Source organism: Sphingomonas sp. SDUR79 (assembly GCF_056821745.1).
Genome location: NZ_JBPDIN010000001.1, coordinates 925,603 through 943,356 on the forward strand (window position 1 = coordinate 925,603; position 17,754 = coordinate 943,356).

Here is a 17,754-nt window from a genome sequence, read left to right on the forward strand (position 1 = left end):
TTGCCGTCGTGCTTCGCTGTAGAATATTTGGTGTGCTGGACTTCAAGACAACACCGACCCTCACAGCCGAGCACTTACCTCAGGCGAGTGACTTCGTCGCTTTTCAGCCATTCATCAAAGGCGTTTTCAGCCAGTGGCACGTGACGCCTTTCAATCTGTGTGATCGCAGTTTCGTGACCGCCGAGCAATGGATGATGTTCTGCAAAGCGACGCTCTTTGAAGATCATGATCGTGCCGAGAGAATCATGGGAACCGACGATCCAAGTTTGCAAAAACGATTAGGAAGTCTCGTCACTCCCTTTGATCAATCGATCTGGGACCGTTGGAAGATCGAGATTGTCTACACCGGCAATAAGGCCAAATTTACGCAGAACCCCGGGGCCGCTCGCCAATTGTTGCAAACAAATCCGGGCATGCTGGTGGAGGCCAACGTCCGAGATTGGATTTGGGGCGTAGGACTTGCGATCGACAATACTGATGCGAGCGACCCAAGTAAATGGCGCGGCACAAACTTCTTGGGTCGTATCCTCACGCTCGTGAGGTCCGAGCTGGATCGGTGACGCCTTATGTCCATTTTGGGGTCGTTTGCTGACAGTCGCGCAAGGGCACACACTTCTCCTCGGCCCTCCCTTTGGGGAGCATGGCTGGGTCACTCCTCGAACGGTTCGACCACGCAATGCCGCCCGCGCAGAAAGGCGTCGGCGACGAGGCGGAAGGGGGTGGTGTCGAGGTCGCTCGCGCCTGCCGCGATCAGTTGTGCGAACTGCGCGTAGAGCGCGGGATATTCGCGATCCTCGCCGCTGCGGGTCCCGTCGGGCAGGGTCAGCTCGGCCCCGCCACGTGCCAGCCGCAGCGTGCCGGCGTCGGTCTCGATCTCGATATCCCAGCTTTGCGGTCCGGTCTGGCGGAAGTCGAAGTCCGCCGCGAACGGCGCGCCGCAGCCCGTTTCGAGCGTCAGCCGCGCGGCGATGGGGGCGTGGCGGTTGCTCGGTACCTCCAGCTCGGCGTCGCGCAGCAGCAATGTGCCGGGGAGGATTTCGGTGACAATCGACAGCGCGTTGATCCCCGGATCGAATACGCCAAGGCCGCCCGGCTGCCAGATCCATTGCTGGCCGGGATGCCAGACGCGCACATCCTCACGCCAGGTGATCGTCCCGCGCAGGACGGTGCGCTCCGCCAGCCACGCGCGGGCCTCCGCCACACCGGCGGCGCAGCGCGAATGCCAGGCTGCGAACACCGTGACCTTGGCCTCGTCCGCCAGTGCCGCGAGCGCTGCGGCCTCGGTCAGACTGGCGGCGGGGGGCTTTTCAAGCAGGACGTGCAGCCTGTGGCGCAGCGCGGTGGCGGCGACGCGGTGGCGCACTTGCGGCGGGGTGCAGAGCGCGACCGCATCAACCGCGATGCCGCTGGCCAGCAATGCCTCGATACTGTCGAAGCCCGGCACGCCGTCCAGAACCGCGCCGTCGGCGCTCGCGGTCGCCACCAGCGTGAAGTCCGGGTCTGCGGCGATCGCTGGCAAATGCTGGTCATGCGCAATCTTGCCGAGGCCAATCAGTGCAATCCGGATCGTCACAGCGCGCGCACCGTCAACGCCTCAGCCTCCGCGCGCGCCAGCGGGTTGCGCAGCGGCAGCGTAAACGGTGCCGCCTCGATCTCGAATACATCGCCGGGCTGGGTCGCGATGCCATCGCTGAACGACAAGGTCGCGGTGCCGAAGAAGTGGACATGGAGATCGCCCGGGCGGCGGAAGCCGGCATATTTGAAGTGATGGTGCTCCAGATTGGCGATGCTGTGCGACATATTGGCCTCGCCCGTCAGGAACGGCTTTTCCCACAACACCGCGCCGTCGCGCACGATCCGGCTGGACCCGCGCACATCGGCGGGAAGTTCGCCGACGAGCAATTCCGGGCCGAGTGCCGCCGGGCGCAGCTTGGAATGGGCGAGCCAGAGGTAATTGTGCCGCTCGGTCACATGGTCGCTGAACTCGTTGGCGAGGCAGAAGCCGATGCGGTGCGGCGTCCCGTCGGGGCCGATCAGGTAGATGCCGGCCAGCTCCGGCTCCTCCCCGCCATCCTGCGCGAACGCCGGCATGGTGAGCGATGCGCCGGTGCCGACCAGATGCGCGCCATCGCCCTTATAGAACCATTCCGGCTGTTGCCCGACCGCACCGGCGGCAGGCTTGCCGCCCTCCAGCCCTTCAAGGAACATGCGCATGGAATCGGTCAGTTTCTCCCCCGCAGCGGCGGCGCGGTGCATCTTGTCGCGCCCCTCCGCCGATCCGAGATGGGTGAGGCCGGTACCGGTCACGACGACATGTGCGGGGTCGGGATGGTCGATCGGCGCGAGCAATTCCCCCGCCGCTGCCGCCGCGTTGAGATCCACCGCTTCGTCGTACCCCGCTTCCTCGACTGCCGCCGCGAGGTTGATCCCGCGCGCAATCGCCGCCTCCGCCAGACTCCGGACATCGGCAAAGCCCCGCACAAACCGCGCGGCTCCATCGGTCGCGGCGATCACACGGCGCGCGCCATCGGGCGCACGGTGCTGTAGCAGACGAACCATCAAACCTCTCCCTTTCGATGAGAATTAGTCCGACATAAAATAAAATGGAAGTTCGCATGTCGCATTGCGGGCGCCATTTTTGGCGCGTAGGCAATCGGGCCGCTACGAGAGGCGAGAGGGTGAAGCAGGAAGAGCCGTCCGAACCCGGTGAACCCAAGCGCGAACGGAGCACCGGTCGCCGCCTGCGCGGTGCGGTTGCGCATTATCTGGGCCGCGCGATTGTCAGCGGAGCGATCGCGCCCGGCGAGCGGCTGACCGGGGAGGTCGCCAATGCCGAGGCGCTCGACGTGTCGCGCAGCGCCTATCGCGAGGCGATTCAGGTGCTTGCCGCGAAGGGGCTGGTCGAAAGCCGGACCAAGGCGGGGACGCGAGTGCTGCCCCGCAGTCGGTGGAATTTGCTCGATCCCGATATCGTCGCCTGGGCTTTTTCCGGCGAGCCCGATCCTGCCTTCATCCGCGACCTGTTCGAACTGCGCGCGATCGTCGAGCCGGCTGCGGCGCGACTGGCGGCCCAGCGCCGGGACAAGGAAGATATCGCCGCGCTCAAGGCCGCGCTGGTTGGCATGCGGCGGCACACGCTGGCGACCGAAGCGGGGCGCGACGCCGACCGCGCGTTCCATGACGCGCTGTTGCAAGCGACGCGCAACGACGCGCTGATCACGCTGAGCGCCAGTATCGGCGCGGCGGTCAACTGGACCACGCGGTTCAAACAACGGACCAAGGCGCTGCCGCGCGACCCGGTGCCCGATCATGCGCGCGTCAGCGATGCGATCATCGCGGGCGATGCGGACGCGGCCGAGGCAGCGATGCGCGCGCTGGTCGATCTGGCGTTTGAGGATACGCGCGCCGTTCTCAGCGAGTCCTAGAACTCTTCGGTATCGATCTCCGCCTGCGTCGCCGCCGGGTAACGCGGCCCGGCAATCGCGTCGGGCGCGAAGATGCGGTCGAGTTCGGCCAGCACTTCGCCCGGCAGCGGCTCGACCGGGGTCGCGAAATTCTCGGCAAGGTGCGCGGGTGAGGTGGTGCCGGGGATGGCGACGACATGCTTGCCCTGTGCGAACACCCATTGCAGGCAGAGCTGCGCCGGGGTGATGCCGCGGTCGGACGCGATCCGCTGCAACTGCGCGAGCAGGTCGAGATTGCGTGCGAAATTCTCCGGGCTGAAGCGCGGCATCATGCGGCGGATGTCGCGTTCACCCAGCGCGTCCGGCGAGGCCAGCGCGCCGGCGAGGAAACCGCGCGCTACGGGCGAGAAGGCGACCAACGTAGTGCCCAACTCCGCGCACGCCGCAAGCACGCCCAGCTCGACATTGCGCGACCATAGCGAATATTCATTCTGCACCGCCGCGATCGGATGGACCACATGGGCGCGCCGCAGCGTGGCGGCGGACACTTCGCTCAGGCCAATCGCGCCAATCTTGCCCGCCGCGACCAGCTGCGCGAGTGCGCCGACCGACTCCTCGATCGGCACCGATTTGTCCCAGCGGTGGAGGTAGTAGAGGTCAACGCGGTCGGTGCGCAGGCGAGTCAGCGACTGGTCGATCGTCGCGCGCAGCGTTTCCGGTCGCCCGTCGATCACGCGCTTCCCGTCCACGCTTGTCATCCCGCATTTGGAGGCGAGGAAATAGTCGTCGCGGCGATGCGCGACCGCTTCGCCGATCAGGCTCTCGTTCGCACCGAAGCCATAGAGCGCGGCGGTGTCGAGATGGTCATAGCCGAGGTCGAGCGCCTGGTTGAGCAGCCGGATCGCATCCTCCCGCGCCGGCGGGGTGCCATAGGCATGGCTGAGCGACATGCAGCCGAGGCCGACCGGGTTGACGGTGGAGGATGCAAGGCGGCGCTTCATGGGACACTCCGATACTGATTGCCGCAATTCCCTGACCCGCCCGTTGCCTGCTGGCAAGGCCTGGGCGGCATCGGTTCCCACTCAATCCTCCCCCGCCAGGGGGAGGTGGCACGCAGCGTGACGGAGGGGGCGGAAGCACGCCGGCTGGAAGTTCGGGGGCGAAAGGCTAGAGGACACAGCCGTCCTCCCCCTCCGTCGCCTTCGGCGCCACCTCCCCCTTGCGGGGGAGGATAAGTGAAACAACTTCTCAGTCGCGCCGTGCCGCGTAGTCGCTGACTGGCCCCTCCAGAAACGCAGCGATCTGGCGATCGACCGCGTCACCGTCGCTCGCCTCGCGGTTGTAGTTATCGAGGTCCAGGCTCAGCACCGGCACCCCGGCGCGGCGCAGCGCGCGCAGGACGAACGGGTCGGCATCGCTCAGCGCCACCGCGCCGTCGACGGCGTGGCTCTGCGCCTCGCGGACATGCCACGCCCCGGCCCAGGTCGGCATGCGCAGCTCGTCGCCCATCGTCACGAAGCGTGCAGCGAGCGCGCGCAGCGGGTCCTCTCCCGGCGCAGTGCGGCGGATATAGCCGTCGGCGGCGAGCGCGAGGTACATTGACCACACGAACACCGCGCCATGGCTCTGCTCCCAGCGCTGGGTAAAGCCCATGTCGCTCCACATGCCGCGCCCGACCCACATCAGGCGCAGTTTCTCGTTGGCGCAGGCAGCCTCGCCCGCTTCGTGCCGCGCCTTGACCTCGTGATAAAAGTCTCGCGCCGCGTCGCGTGCCCATTCGGTCCCGCGATGCCATTGCGGCACCATGGTTGCGGGCATGGTGTCGCTGATCGAAACGGGGGCGGGGTGCGCGCCGGCGATCAGGTCGCGGGTGCGGCGGTAATAATCCTCCTGCTCGTTCACCAGGTTCATGATGTGGGCGAAGCGATCGGGGTCGAAGCGGCGGTCGGTACTCGCCTCGATCCGCGCGATCACCGCGCGCAGTTCGGCGGTCATCAGGTCGAGCCGTTCGGGCTCGATCGCGCTGTCCCAGTCGTCGTGCAGCCGGTCCCACCAGTCGACCGGGAAGTCGATGCGGCTTTCGATGCTGCGCTCGAACAGGAACGGCTCCGCACCCGTTTCGCGGGCCCAGTGATCGAAGATGCGCGGCGTCGCGTCGGTGCCGAGCGGGGCCTGAACAAAGGCGGGGCGGGGCAGTCCGCCCCAGGGCGCCTGTTCCGGGTCCGCGTCGAACATGGCGGCGATGCCCTGCGCGCTATACGCCTCGGCATCGCTGGGATAGCCATGGTCGCGCAGCAGCTGGAAGTAGCGCGGCGATTGCTGTTTTGCCGCGACGATCGACGCCCACCATTGGTTGACGACGAACGGCACATCCATCGCGCGCAGGATTTCCTGCGGCGAGTTGGCGTTGACGATGGCGAGCGGCGCACCCGCTGCAATGGCATCGCGCACGCCCTTGAACCAGTCTCGCTGATAGGCGCCGAAGCTGGCGATCGAGGCCAGCGACTTGCGGCTGCGGCGGCCGTCCTGTCCGCGCGGGGCGGGGCGGGGGGCGTCGCTCGACGGGGCAGGGGGCGGCGGCGCTCCGATCCGTTCGACTTTGAGGCCGGCGGCTTCGAGGGTGCGCGCGAGATAGCCCGCATCCCATGCCGCGGCTTCGTCGCCGACGGATTCCACGATGACCGCACGGGTGATGCCCAGCGCCGCCATCCGCGCGATTGCGGCGGTGGCACGCTCGGTTGCAGGCATCAGCTTGCGCGGGACGAGCCGCGCGGGGTCGGACAGGCCGTCGAGTGTCGCAGGGCTATCGGCGCACGCCGCAACCAGCGGATCGCCCCAGTCCTGATCGTCGGCGCGGGCGTCGAGGCCACGCACGGCAAGGTCGCGCGCGCGGGCGGTCGAGAAGTGCGCGGAGCCAAGGATGAACACCGGCTCGCCGGTGGGTTCGCCCAAAACCTGCCCCACCAGCTCCAGCCATTCGGCCGGAGGAAGGGCATGCGCCGCACCAATCGCCGCGATCCGTAGCACGCCCGACAGGTGCCGCATCGCCGCCGGACGCGCACGCTCGTCGGCGGCATATGCGGCGAGGTCATCGGCGTCGACCCCGCCAAGCCAGTCCACCAGCTGGTCGATCCGCGCCGCATTATAGGCCCGGCTGGACTCGCGCGGCTGGTGGCCCAGATCCAGCATATGGATCGGTCGCTCGGCAATATCGCCCGCGCGGATCAGGTCGCGCACTGTCGCGAACAGCTGCGGCAATTCGCTATCGGCATGGGTGAACAGCAGCGGCGTTCCGCCCGCATCCCCGACAATCTGCTGCAACAGCGACCTGCCGCGCTGCGACAGCGTGCCGTCGCCCGCCAGCATATCGGCATCGGGTGTCGGGCCGGGGCGGGGGACCATACGCACCGGCGCGCGACCCGCGGCGCGCAGCAGCGCATAGGGCGCGTCCTGCCCCAGCACGCGGATCACCGCCTGCCCTTCGGACCGCAGCCGCTCGGCAACCGCGCCGGGGTCGTCGCACGCCGCGATCAGCCGTGCCGTTGCATCCTGCATCAGATCACGCCCCGCTCGCGCAACTGCGCGATCCGCTGCGCATCATAGCCCAGCGTCTCGGCCAGCACGCGGTCGTTATGCTCGCCGACCAGAATCGGTGTCACATCGTCAAAGCCGGTGTCCGCGTCGGAAAACACGATCGGGATGCCGGCGGTGCGCAGATTGACCTGCGATCCATAGCTCGGATGCGCGACCGGCACCGCCTCGTGCCGCGCGACCACGCGTGGATCGTCCAGTGCGTCCTCAGGGTGGCGAACAGGAGCGACCGGCACACCCTCGGCTTCCAGCACCGCGACGACATGCTCGACGCTGTGCTGACGCGACCAGCCGTTGATCGTTTCCTCCAGTACTACCGCATTGGCGACGCGGCTGTCGCGATTGGCGAAGCGCGGGTCGTCCGACAGCTCGGGCCGCCCCATCGCGCGGAACAGGCCCTGCGCCAGCTTCTCATGCACCGCAACCACCGCGACATAGCCATCGGCGCATTCGAACACACCGAACGGTGAGAGGCGCTGGACGGTCAGGCCGGTGCGCGCCTGCATCCCCGCCGCCGCCATCGCCGACCAGTTCTCGATCGCGACAAAGCTGGTCAGCGCGCCGAGCATCGACACGTCGATATGTTGGCCGACCCCGGTGCGGTGGCGCTGCTCGAGCGCGGAGAGGATGCCGATCACCGAGAACACCGGCGCGAGCATGTCGGCGATCGGGATGCCGATGCGCACCGGGGGCTCGCCCGGCCCGCCGCTGGCATACATCGCGCCCGACAGCGCCTGGATGATGATATCCATCGCCTTGCCCCCCTCCGGCGCGGTCGCGCCGAAGCCGGAGAGCGAGCAATAGATGATGCGCGGATTGGCGGCCTTGGCGGCCGCGTAGCCGACACCCAGCCGGTCGGCGGTGCCGGCGGTGAAATTCTCGACCACGATGTCGGCGGTGCGGACGAGGTCGAGGAACACCTCCTTCGCCTCGGGTGACTTCAGGTTGAGCGACACGCCCAGCTTCCCGCGCGCGCGGGTCAGATGGCTGATCGAGACATCATCGTCATGCTTGCGCTCGACGGTGATGCCGTCGCGGCCGACATAGGGGCTGTTATCGCGCGCCAGATCGCCGCCCTTGGGGTCTTCGACCTTGATCACCTCCGCACCCAGCCCGGCAAGCAACAGCGTCGCATAGGGTCCGGCAAGCGCGCGGGTCAGGTCGATGACGCGCAGCCCTTCAAGCGGGCGTTCGCGGGTGGCTTCGGTCACGGGAGTCGTCCTTCAAGTGCAGCGGCCTGTGCCGCGGTGTAGCCTAGGGTCGCCAGCACCTCCGCCGTATCGGCACCCGCGGGGCGGGCGACGGCGGCGGGGCTGGCGGGAGTGTCGGAAAGGCGGATCGGGCAGCCGGTGTGGCGCACCGTTCCCCCACCGGGCGCGGACAGATCGAGGATCATGCCGCGCGCGTGGTTGTGCGGGTCTTCCATCGCCTGCGCGACGGTGAGGATCGGGGCGAACTGCGTGCCGGCCGCGTCGAGGATGGCGAGCCATGCATCGCGCGGCTTCGTCGCCATCACCTCGGCAATGCGGTCCTTCATCGCGGGCCAGTTGGCGCGATCCATCTGTTTGTCGGCCAGCTCGGGCAGCCCGATCGTCTCGACGAAGATGCGCCAGTAGCGCGGCTCCATGTCAGTCGTCACCAGCCACTCACCATCGGCGCAGCGCCAGATGCCGCTGTCGGCACGGTGCATCCCCTTGGGCGGTGCCTTGGCGAGGTCCGGGTTGCGCGAGAGGATGTTGCCGATCAACGCGAGCGAGGCGTCGGACATCGCGATGTCTACCTGCTGCCCCCGGCCCGTCGTCGCGCGTGCGATGACGGCGGCGAGGATGCCGATGACGGCGTTGGAACCGCTCAGCAGATCGGCAACCGGCACGCCGGGAAAGGCGGGGCGCTCGGGGTCTTCGCCGATCCGCGACAGGGCCCCGGCAATCGCAAGCGCGACCGGATCATGACCGGGCTTGCGCGCATAGGGGCCGGTCTGGCCGCACAAAGTAACCGAGCAATAGATCAGCCGCGGGTTGCGCGCCGCCATTTCAGGCCAGCCATAGCCCATGCTCGCCATCACGCCGGGGCGGTAATCCTCGACCAGGATGTCGGCCTGATCGATCAGCTTCAGGATCGCCTCGCGCCCGTCATCGCTGCCGGGGTCGATCAGCACGCTTTTTTTGCCCCGCGCGAGGATGTCGTGCGCGCGCAGCCGGGCATTCTCCTCGTCCGACAGCTTGTCCCAGCCGAACACCTTGCGCTGCTTGGCCAGCTCGCGCGGGTTTTCGATGCGGATGACCTCTGCCCCCAGATCGGCGAGCAGCCAGGTGCAATAGGGGCCGGGGAGGAACTTGCTGAAGTCGATGACCTTGAGGCCAGTGAGCGCGGTCATTGGCCCTCCTCCAGCGACGATACCCACAGCCTGCCCGGCAGCTTCACGCCAGCGACATCGCGCCACAGCCCGCGCGCGGCGAGGTGCTCGCTGGCGAGTGCATCAGCCGGGGTGTCGATCCACGACAGACCAAGCCCGTTGGCCTGCGACATCGCGCCAAGCTCCGCGCGCGTATGTTTGAGGAAGAAGGCCTCAACCACCGCTTCCCATGCGATCAGCGTTTCGCGCGGCATGTCGGCGACCAGGATCGCGTCCCAATCGACATCGGCCAGCGGCCCGGCGGCGTCGCCCATCACCTTGACCATGCCGCGCATCATCGGCTGGTTGTCGACCAGCGCCCAGGTGACGAAACCATCGGCACAGGGCCAGATCTGCCGCACGCCGGATTTGCCGCGGATCAGCAGATTGCCGGTGCGGTTGCCGACCCGGCCGGTCCATTGCCAGGTCAGCGGCTCGCGATAATTGGCGAGGACGGCGGACTGATAGGCTGCGACCTCGACCAGCTGACCCTTGCCGCTCGCCGCGCGGGCATGGAGTGCGGTCAGCGCGCCGATCACCGCCTGAATACCGGCGAGCGCATAGGCCTGTTCACCGGGCAATGTCAGCGGCGCTCGGTCCGGATCACCAATGATCGTCATCAGGCCGGATCGGGCCATCAGCGTCAGATCGGTTTCCGGGCGGCCGTCATTGGGTCCGCCGGGCAGGAACGGCGCGACGACCACGTCGATCAGCCGCGGGTTGGCGGCGGCGAGCGCGTCATGGTCGCGCCCGGGATTGCGGAACAGGATATCGGCGGTGGCGAGCAGCGCTTCGGTGTCGCCGGTCTGCTTGCCATGGTCCCACGCCGCGTCGCCCGGTTCGGCCCGCACGACACGCGCGCCGAGCTCGGCGAGCATCCGCCCGGCGAGTTCGCCAAGACCCTCGGTCAGGTCGATAATGGTGAGGTGGGCGAGCATCATGCGAGTGCTCCCGCCTCGGTGAGGTCGCGGACCTCGGCCTCGCTCATGCCGACCAGGTCCACGAACACCGCATGATTATGCTCGCCCAGATTGGGCGGCGGACCGAGGCGAATTGCGCTGTCGGAAAAGCGAAGCGGCGGACCGGGGATTTCGGTGTCGCCGAGCTTGCTGTGCGTGACCGGGCGGTAGTGGCCGCGCTCGATCAGCTCGGGGTCGGTGAACACGTCGCGGCCGTCATTGACCGGCTCGGCGGGGATGCCGAGTGCGGCCAGTCGATCGGCAAGGACGCGCTTGTCCTGCCCGCGCGTCCACTCCGACAGCGCCGCGTCGAGGTCGTCTTCATGCGCCTTGCGCCCGGCGAGCGTGGCGAAGCGCGGATCGGCGATGCCTGCCGCCTCGGCCAGTACGGCCCATTCGGCGTCATCGCGCACCGCGATCGCGATCCACTGGTCCACGCCGCGCGCAGGATAAGCTCCCTGCGGCGTGCGATGGGGCGAGCGGTTGCCCGGTTTCCCGCCGCTGCCGGTCTGTTCCGCCAGAAAGCGGTCGGCCATCACGTGGATCAGCGGCTCGGTCTGGCTGATGTCGATCAGCTGCCCCTCGCCGGTCTGCCGACGATGCTCGAGCGCGGCGAGCGTCGCGACGGTCGCAAACATCGGCGCAACCACATCGCCATAAGCAAACGGCGCCATATGCGGGTCGCGATCGGGCCAGCCCGACAGTGCCGCCATCCCCGACAGCGCCCCCGCCGAATTGCCATAGCCGCGCATCGTGCCGAGCGGCCCCTTGCGCCCCGCGACGCTGACGCTGATCTGGATGATGTCGGGCTTGATCGCCTTGAGCGTATCGAAGCTCAGGCCGATGCGGTGCATATAGCCATGGCTGAAATTCTCGACCACGATATCGGCCCAGGCGACCAGCTTCTTCGCGACCTCGATCCCGCGCGGATCATTCAGGTTGATCGTCACCCCGAGCTTGCTGGTGTTGGTGATCGCGAAGAAGGTCGAGGCATCGGGATCGCGCCCGGGGGTCGCGAAGGGAGGGGACAGGCGGCCCAGATCGAGCCGCTTGCGCGATTCAATCTTGATGACGGTCGCGCCCATGTCCGCCAGATCCTTTGTCGCGCGCGGCCCCGCACCGACCCAGGAGAAATCGGCGACCTTGACGCCTTCGAGGGGGAGGTTGCTCATCGTGCCGCCACCTTCGCGTCACACCGGATATCGCCGCCCGCGATCAACCGCTGCGCCTCTTCATAGATCGGCACCGCGTCGATCCCGATCTTGCCCAGCCGCTGCGCCTGGATGCGTGCATCCTTGTTGTAGAGCGCGTCGAACGTGCGCTGTTCCTGCTCGGGAATGCTGGAGAAGGTGATGCCTTCCTTCCGGCCATAATCGATCCCCGCCTGCTCGGCCTTGAGCAGCTGGCGGTTCAGCGCTTCCTCCCACACCTTGCGTCCTTCGGTCAGGATCGCCTGAAGATCGGGCGGAAGCGTCCGCCAGGTCTTGTCCGACATCGCCCGCGCCGGATAGGCGCCGCGGCTGAAGCGGATCGTGGTGAAATGCTTCGCGACCTCGGCGAAATGCAGGCTGCGGATCGTGTCGGCCGGCGCTACCACGCCGTCGATCACGCCCTTGGCCAGCGCCGAATAGACCTCGCCCATCGGCATGTTGACCGGATCCGCACCCAATTGCTTAAGGATATCGACCGCGTCGCTCTGCGCGCGCAGACGCAGGCCCTTGAAGTCCGCAAGGCTGCGGATCGGCCGGTCGCGCGTCAGCACGCCGGGAAAATTCCCGCCCTGCACCGCGAGCACATGCAAGCCGTGCAGCTCATTCTCGAAATGCGGGAAGCGATCGGCCAGGCAGTCATACACCGCAACCTGATCGGTGATGGTCCTGATGCCGCCATAATAGGCCGCCTGCCCACGCAGCAGATGCGCGCCGCCCTTCGAATAGATGGGCGTGATCAGGCCGATATCGGCAACGCCGTGGCGCACCTCCTCCATGCTCATGTCGGACGAAATCAGCGCGCCCGACCAGAACGGCTTGAACGCGATGCGCCCGCCGCTCTCCGCCTCGACCCACTTCATCCACTCCTGATCGGCGAGGCCGAAGGGATGAGTGGGGGTATAGGGGCTGGCATAGGTCAGCACATGCTCTGCGGTCGGCTGCGGCGCGACGCTGCATCCGGCGAGCGCGAGCGCGGCGAGGATCACTGGCAAACGCATCGGTCAGGCCCCCATCACGCTGGGCAGCCACAGGGTCACCGCCGGAAAGGCGATGATCATGGCAAGGTGGAAGAAATCGGCGACCAGGAACGGCACGATCCCGCGGAAAATCTGCCCCAGCGGAATGTCCTTGCCGATCGCCTGGATGACATAGACGTTGAGGCCAAGCGGCGGGTGGACGAACCCGATCTCCATCGTGCGGACGAGGAAGATGCCGAACCAGATCGGGCTGTAGCCCAGCTCCAGCACGATCGGCAGGAAGATCGGCGTAGTCAGCAGCATCAGCGCCAGGCCGTCGAGGAACGACCCCAGCACCAGCAGCATCAGTGCGATGACGATCACCACAACGATCGGGCTCGCATCCATGGCGCGCACCGTGTTCGACATCAGGTCGGCGATCCCGGTCACGCTGATAAAGGTCGCGAACAGGATCGCGCCAAAGATGATCAGGTAGATCATGCCGGTGGTCGACAGCGTCTTGGCAAAGCTGTCGGCGATGGCCTCCCGGTTAAACGCCCCGCGAATGCCCATCAGGATGAAGGCGACGATGACGCCGACCGACGCGGCCTCGGTCGGGGTGAACCACCCGATCATCAACCCGCCGATCACGAACACGACCAGCACCAGAATGTCGAGAATGCCGAGCAGCCCCCGCATCCGCTCGCCCCAACCGACGCGCACCGAACGCGGCCCAAGTTCGGGCTTGAACCAGCAGAGGATCGCGATGGCGATCATGTAGAACAGCGCCTGGCTGAACCCCGGGATGATCGCGGCGGTGAACAACCGGCCGATCGAGACTTCGGCGATGATGCCGAACACGATCAGCGCGCCCGATGGCGGGATCAGTGCGCCGAGCGTGCCGCCTGCAGCGAGCGCACCGGCGGCGAAACCGGGATTATATCCCGCGCGTCGCATCTCGGGCAGCGCGGCGGAGCCGACCGTGGCGACGGTGGCGAGGCTCGATCCACTGATCGCGCCGAACCCGGCACAGCCGGCGATTGAGGCAAGGCCAAGGCCGCCGCGGCGATGCCCGACGAAGCGTGCCGCGACATCGAAGAAATCGCGACTTGCGCCCGCCGCAAAGCACAGATGCGCCATCAGCAGGAACAGCGGCAGGACGCCGAGTTCATATTTCTGCGCGACCTCGAACACCACCACGCCCGCCTTGACCAGGGCGGCTTCAGGCGAGAGCATCACCATCAGGCCAACAACGCCGGTCAGCGCAAGGCTGACGCCGATCGGCACGCCCAGCGTCAGCAGGCCGAGCAGCGCGAGGATGCCGATCAGGCCGATCAGTTCAGGTGCCATGACCACCCTCCGGCGTTTCGCGCGAAAAGGCGTGGCGGACGAACAGGATCGCGACGAACATCAGCGCAGCGATCATCAGCAGGCGGAACCAGCGCAGCGGAATGTGCAGCAGCTCCGACCGCTCATGCCCGCTCCACAGGTCGGCAAGCAGGATCAGCGATCCCGCCGCCAGCAGCAGCACGGCAACAGCCCCAAGCAGGTTCGCAACGCGCGCCAGCGTCGCACGGCGGGCAGGAGAGAGGCGGTCGGTCAGGATATGCACCGCCGCATGGCCGCGCGACAGCGTCACCGCGACCATCGACGATGCGGCGATGAGCACGATTGCTGCCTGCACGATCTCGATTGCGCCGAGCAGCGCGAAGCCGGTGTGACGCCCCAGCACGGCGATTGAATCCGCTGCCATCGCCAGCACCAGTCCAGCGGATCCGATGTAAAACGCCGCACGGCCCGCGATGCCCGTGACCGGGGCGGGGGGCGGCTCCTCATCGTGCAGCGGCGCTGCGGCTTCGGTCACCGGGTCGGACACGCTCTGCCTCTCCTGATTGACAGCCTCTCGCTGGGGCGGTCTAACTGAATGGTAGGATCAAAACCGTAGATATTTTCAACCATCTGTCAATTGCACGAATGGCAGGTGGCGACAAGGGGACGCTGGTGACGCAGTTGCGGTCGAAAACGCCGGACGAAGTGAGCGAGGGCGGGCTGAAGCTCGGTCGGTTGGGCGATTATGTCGGCTTTCGCATGCGCCGCGTCCAGAACCAGCTGTCGGCCGATTTCGCCGCCGCGAGCGCGCATTACGGCATCCGCGCCGGCCTGTTCTCCTCGCTTGCGCTGATCGAGGCCAATCCGGGGCTGTCGCAACAGCAATTGTCGAGCACCGTCGGGCTCGACAAGTCGATCACGGTCCAGATCGTCGACGAACTGGAACGGCGCGGCTGGGCCAAGCGCGAACGTTCCACCGTTGACCGCCGCCGCCACGCCCTGACGATCCAGCCCGAGGGTAAGAAGACGCTCGACGATTTGTTCAACATCATGAAGGGCGTCGAGGCGGAGGTGCTGGCACAGCTCAGCCCCGAAGAACGCCCGATTTTCGACGCGGCGCTCGACCGGATGTATTCGGTCTTCCATCGCTAAGCACAGGCCTCCGGGAGCGGCACAGGCCGCCCCCGGCACCCGTTTACATGCGGAAGCGCAGCGACGCGGCCAGTACGCGCCCGATCGGGTTCGCCGCCGACGGATCGTACCCACCGCCGCCGTTCAGGCCCGGCGCCACATTCACATAAGGCGGCTGGAGGTCGAACAGATTGCGGACTTCCAGCCCCAGCTCGACCCCGCCGAACACCGATTTCGCGCCCATCTCGCCCAGGTTCCAGCTGACCGCCAGATCGATCGGCGTGTAGCTCTTGACCTTCTGGTTCGGGTTGATCGCGGTGTTGGTATAGCCGCCGACATGCGTTGCGGTCAGCTGAACCCGCATCGGCTCATAATCCCACACCAGGCTGCCGCGCGCCTTGAACTTGAGCGGGTTGTAGATGGTGTTGAGACGGCTGCGCGGCGTGCCTGCGGGCGATACCGCAGTCTCGTAATGGAAGAGATAGGCGCCCGACGCGTTGAAGTTGAACGTGCCCGCCTTCTCGGTCGGCACCCGCCAATTGACGACGAAGTCCATGCCGCGCGTGGTCGATTGGCCGAGATTGTTGTTCCGGCCATCGACGAACAGCGTGACGTTGTTGGGATCGCCACCCGGGAAGGTGCCGCGCGCCAGTGTCACCCCCTGTGACAGCAATTGCAGCACGCGATCGCGCGCCGCCGTGCCGCGCAGGATGATGCCCGTCCCCGCGAATTCGGACTCGCGCGCCAGGATGGCGAGGTCGGCGAGATAGCTGTCGACCTGGTTGATGTATTTCACGTCCCAATAGGTCGCGCTGACCCGCAAATTGGGGGTGACGTCCCAGTCGCCGCCGACCGACCAGGTGGTCGCCTCTTCGGGTTGCAGGTTCGTATTCGGCCCCGAATAGGCAAAGCCGGTCAGCGGCGCACCACCCGCCGGATTCTGATAGCTTTGCCCGAACAGATTGTTGCTGTTGCCGTAAATCTGCGAAATCAGCGGCGCGCGGAACGACGTGCCATGGCTGCCGCGCAGCACCAGCCCGCGCACCGGCGACCAGTTGACGCCGAACTTGGGATTGGTCGTCTCGCCGACATCCGAATATTTGTCGTAGCGGACCGCGGCATTGATCTCGAGCCGCTCGAACCCGCCGATGGCGTTCCCGGCGCCGAACACCGGCACCAGCAATTCCGCATAGGCGGAATCGACCCGGCGGGTGAAGCGGCGGAAGGTGACCGCCGTGCCCGCCGCACCGCGCGCCGAACCCAGCCGCGTCTCGATCTCCTGGCCCTCATAGCCTGCGGCAAGCTTCACGCTGCCGCCCGGCAGATCGACGATCGACCCGTTGATCCGCGCTTCATAACCGTTGAAGTCGTTCAGCGTCGGCGACAGCGTCAGGAAATTGCTGATCGCCAGCAGCGTGGCGGCCGAAGTGCGGCCGAGGCCATAGGGATCGAACGCCGTCGCCGGGTTGCTGCTCGCCAGCGCCGCGTTCAGCGCGGTGGCGTTGAGGCCGCGCACCTGATCCGACTGGTCGTTGCCACGGCCATAGGTGAACAGCCCTTCCAGCTCCCAGTCGCCCGGCAGCTTGAAGCGGACGCCAGGCGTCACCTGCCAGTTCTCGGCAAAGCCGCGCGAAACGTCACGGGGCAGGTCATTGCGGAAATTATAATCGATCGTGTAGCTCGTGCCGGCAAAGCCGGTCGGGCGAACGAACCAAGCGTTGGTCTGCGGCACCGTCAGCGTCGAGCTGAAATAAGCGGGCAACCGCTCATATTCGCGCTTGCTGTAAAAACCGTCGGCGAACACCGTGAACCAGTCGGTGACCTCGAACGTCGCGGTGCCGTTGACCGAGTTGTAGGTCTGTTTCGGGAACAGATCCTGCCCGACCAGGTCGTCGCAGCTGTTGACGGTTCCGGCAACCAGGCTGCCGACATTGGCCGGCGTCAGCTGTCCCGGCATCGCATAGGACACGCCGCCTGCACGCAACGTGCCCGGCGCACAGCGCGTGACGCGATAGTCGTTGCCGCCGAACGCGCGCTGGTCCGAGCGAAAGAAGGAGCGATCGTCGCCGCTGAGGTTCGACCGGCGCGAATGCTCATAGGCCAGCATGACCTGACCGCGATCCCAAACCTTACCGGCCGCGACGCCGACCTGATATTCGTCGAAATCGGCACCCCAGCCGCCGCGCGCGGTCGCCTCGATCCCGTTGAGCGAGCGGCGCGGGATCAGGTTGACGACCCCGGCAATGGCGTCGGAGCCGTAGATTGCCGATGCGCCGTCCGCGACCACCTCGACCCGCTCGAGGCCGAGCGTCGGGATGACGGAGGGTTCGAACGCGCGACTGTTGTTCACCGCGCGATGCCCGTCGACCAGGATCAGCGTCGCATAGGGGCCGATGCCGCGCAGGTTGATGGTGTTGCCATAGGTGATGTTGCCGCTGCCACCGCCTTGCGCGCGCGAGTTTTCGCTGACGCCCAGGTCGAGTACCTGCGGAATCTGTTGAATCAGGCGATCGGTGCTGATCGCGCCGGCCGCTTCGATATCGCCGCGATCGACGGAGATGACCGTCGAGCCGACCGGGGCAGCGCCACGCAGCCGGCTGCCGGTAACGATGATTTCAGACGATGCCTCCGCGTCCGCTTGCTGCGTCTCGGGACCGGCGGGCGATGCGGTGCTACCGTCCTGCGCGAATGCCGGTGCCTGCGTGGCCAGCACGATCGCCAGCACGCTCCCGGCACAGCGCAACTCTCTTCCGAATCCAGCCATTGCATCCTCCCACC

Annotated in this window: 15 protein-coding genes; 3 read left to right on the forward strand and 12 right to left on the reverse strand. The window is 66.8% G+C overall.

The genetic code is table 11. The features are described 5' to 3' along the window. The first annotated feature begins 32 nt into the window (after positions 1-32). A complete protein-coding gene (locus ACRYLO_RS04455; RefSeq protein WP_482659058.1) occupies positions 33-560 on the forward strand; it encodes an NADAR family protein in 528 nt (175 codons plus the stop codon). Between the two features lie 89 nt (positions 561-649). Here the strand turns inward: ACRYLO_RS04455 and ACRYLO_RS04460 are convergent, their stop codons facing one another. Beyond that, positions 650-1,573, reverse strand: a complete 924-nt coding sequence (locus tag ACRYLO_RS04460; RefSeq protein WP_482659059.1) for a Gfo/Idh/MocA family protein — start codon at positions 1,571-1,573, stop codon at positions 650-652. Continuing rightward, entirely contained in the window at positions 1,570-2,562 is a 993-nt protein-coding gene (araD1, locus tag ACRYLO_RS04465; RefSeq protein WP_482659060.1) for an AraD1 family protein, read from the reverse strand. Before araD1 ends, ACRYLO_RS04460 begins: the two co-directional genes overlap by 4 nt. Before the next feature lie 116 nt (positions 2,563-2,678). Here araD1 and ACRYLO_RS04470 point away from each other — a divergent pair, with 116 nt between their 5' ends. Further along, a complete protein-coding gene (locus tag ACRYLO_RS04470; RefSeq protein WP_482659061.1) occupies positions 2,679-3,425 on the forward strand; it encodes a FadR/GntR family transcriptional regulator in 747 nt (248 codons plus the stop codon). On the opposite strand, the gene ACRYLO_RS04475 is transcribed toward ACRYLO_RS04470, so the two are convergent. From ACRYLO_RS04475 to ACRYLO_RS04515, 9 genes are all read right to left on the reverse strand, one after another. Beyond that, complete coding sequence (locus tag ACRYLO_RS04475) at positions 3,422-4,405, reverse strand: aldo/keto reductase (protein WP_482659062.1); 984 nt, start codon at positions 4,403-4,405, stop codon at positions 3,422-3,424. The two genes, ACRYLO_RS04470 and ACRYLO_RS04475, sit on opposite strands and share 4 nt — an antisense overlap. Positions 4,406-4,652: 247 nt before the next feature. Beyond that, positions 4,653-6,959, reverse strand: coding sequence for a 2-hydroxyacyl-CoA dehydratase (locus ACRYLO_RS04480; protein ID WP_482659063.1), 2,307 nt, complete (start codon positions 6,957-6,959; stop codon positions 4,653-4,655). After that, complete coding sequence (locus ACRYLO_RS04485) at positions 6,959-8,206, reverse strand: CaiB/BaiF CoA transferase family protein (RefSeq protein ID WP_482659064.1); 1,248 nt, start codon at positions 8,204-8,206, stop codon at positions 6,959-6,961. Before ACRYLO_RS04485 ends, ACRYLO_RS04480 begins: the two co-directional genes overlap by 1 nt. Further along, complete coding sequence (locus ACRYLO_RS04490) at positions 8,203-9,372, reverse strand: CaiB/BaiF CoA transferase family protein (RefSeq protein WP_482659065.1); 1,170 nt, start codon at positions 9,370-9,372, stop codon at positions 8,203-8,205. Before ACRYLO_RS04490 ends, ACRYLO_RS04485 begins: the two co-directional genes overlap by 4 nt. Further along, complete coding sequence (locus ACRYLO_RS04495; RefSeq protein ID WP_482659066.1) at positions 9,369-10,331, reverse strand: CoA transferase; 963 nt, start codon at positions 10,329-10,331, stop codon at positions 9,369-9,371. The genes ACRYLO_RS04490 and ACRYLO_RS04495 overlap by 4 nt, the downstream gene beginning before the upstream one ends. After that, entirely contained in the window at positions 10,328-11,521 is a 1,194-nt protein-coding gene (locus tag ACRYLO_RS04500) for a CaiB/BaiF CoA transferase family protein (RefSeq protein ID WP_482659067.1), read from the reverse strand. Before ACRYLO_RS04500 ends, ACRYLO_RS04495 begins: the two co-directional genes overlap by 4 nt. After that, complete coding sequence (gene dctP / locus ACRYLO_RS04505; protein ID WP_482659068.1) at positions 11,518-12,558, reverse strand: TRAP transporter substrate-binding protein DctP; 1,041 nt, start codon at positions 12,556-12,558, stop codon at positions 11,518-11,520. The genes ACRYLO_RS04500 and dctP overlap by 4 nt, the downstream gene beginning before the upstream one ends. 3 nt (positions 12,559-12,561) lie before the next feature. Further along, positions 12,562-13,866 carry a TRAP transporter large permease gene (locus tag ACRYLO_RS04510; RefSeq protein WP_482659069.1) on the reverse strand — a complete coding sequence of 435 codons (1,305 nt, stop codon included), beginning with the start codon at positions 13,864-13,866 and terminating at the stop codon, positions 12,562-12,564. After that, on the reverse strand, positions 13,856-14,392 hold the full coding sequence (locus ACRYLO_RS04515; protein WP_482659070.1) for a TRAP transporter small permease: 537 nt from the start codon (positions 14,390-14,392) through the stop codon (positions 13,856-13,858). Before ACRYLO_RS04515 ends, ACRYLO_RS04510 begins: the two co-directional genes overlap by 11 nt. A gap of 125 nt (positions 14,393-14,517) precedes the next feature. On the opposite strand from ACRYLO_RS04515, the gene ACRYLO_RS04520 reads away from it, so the two are divergent. Continuing rightward, positions 14,518-14,997: a MarR family winged helix-turn-helix transcriptional regulator gene (locus ACRYLO_RS04520; RefSeq protein ID WP_482659071.1), complete on the forward strand. Its 480-nt coding sequence runs from the start codon at positions 14,518-14,520 to the stop codon at positions 14,995-14,997. Positions 14,998-15,040: 43 nt separating this feature from the next. On the opposite strand, the gene ACRYLO_RS04525 is transcribed toward ACRYLO_RS04520, so the two are convergent. Then, on the reverse strand, positions 15,041-17,740 hold the full coding sequence (locus ACRYLO_RS04525; protein ID WP_482659072.1) for a TonB-dependent receptor plug domain-containing protein: 2,700 nt from the start codon (positions 17,738-17,740) through the stop codon (positions 15,041-15,043). Positions 17,741-17,754: the final 14 nt, after the last annotated feature.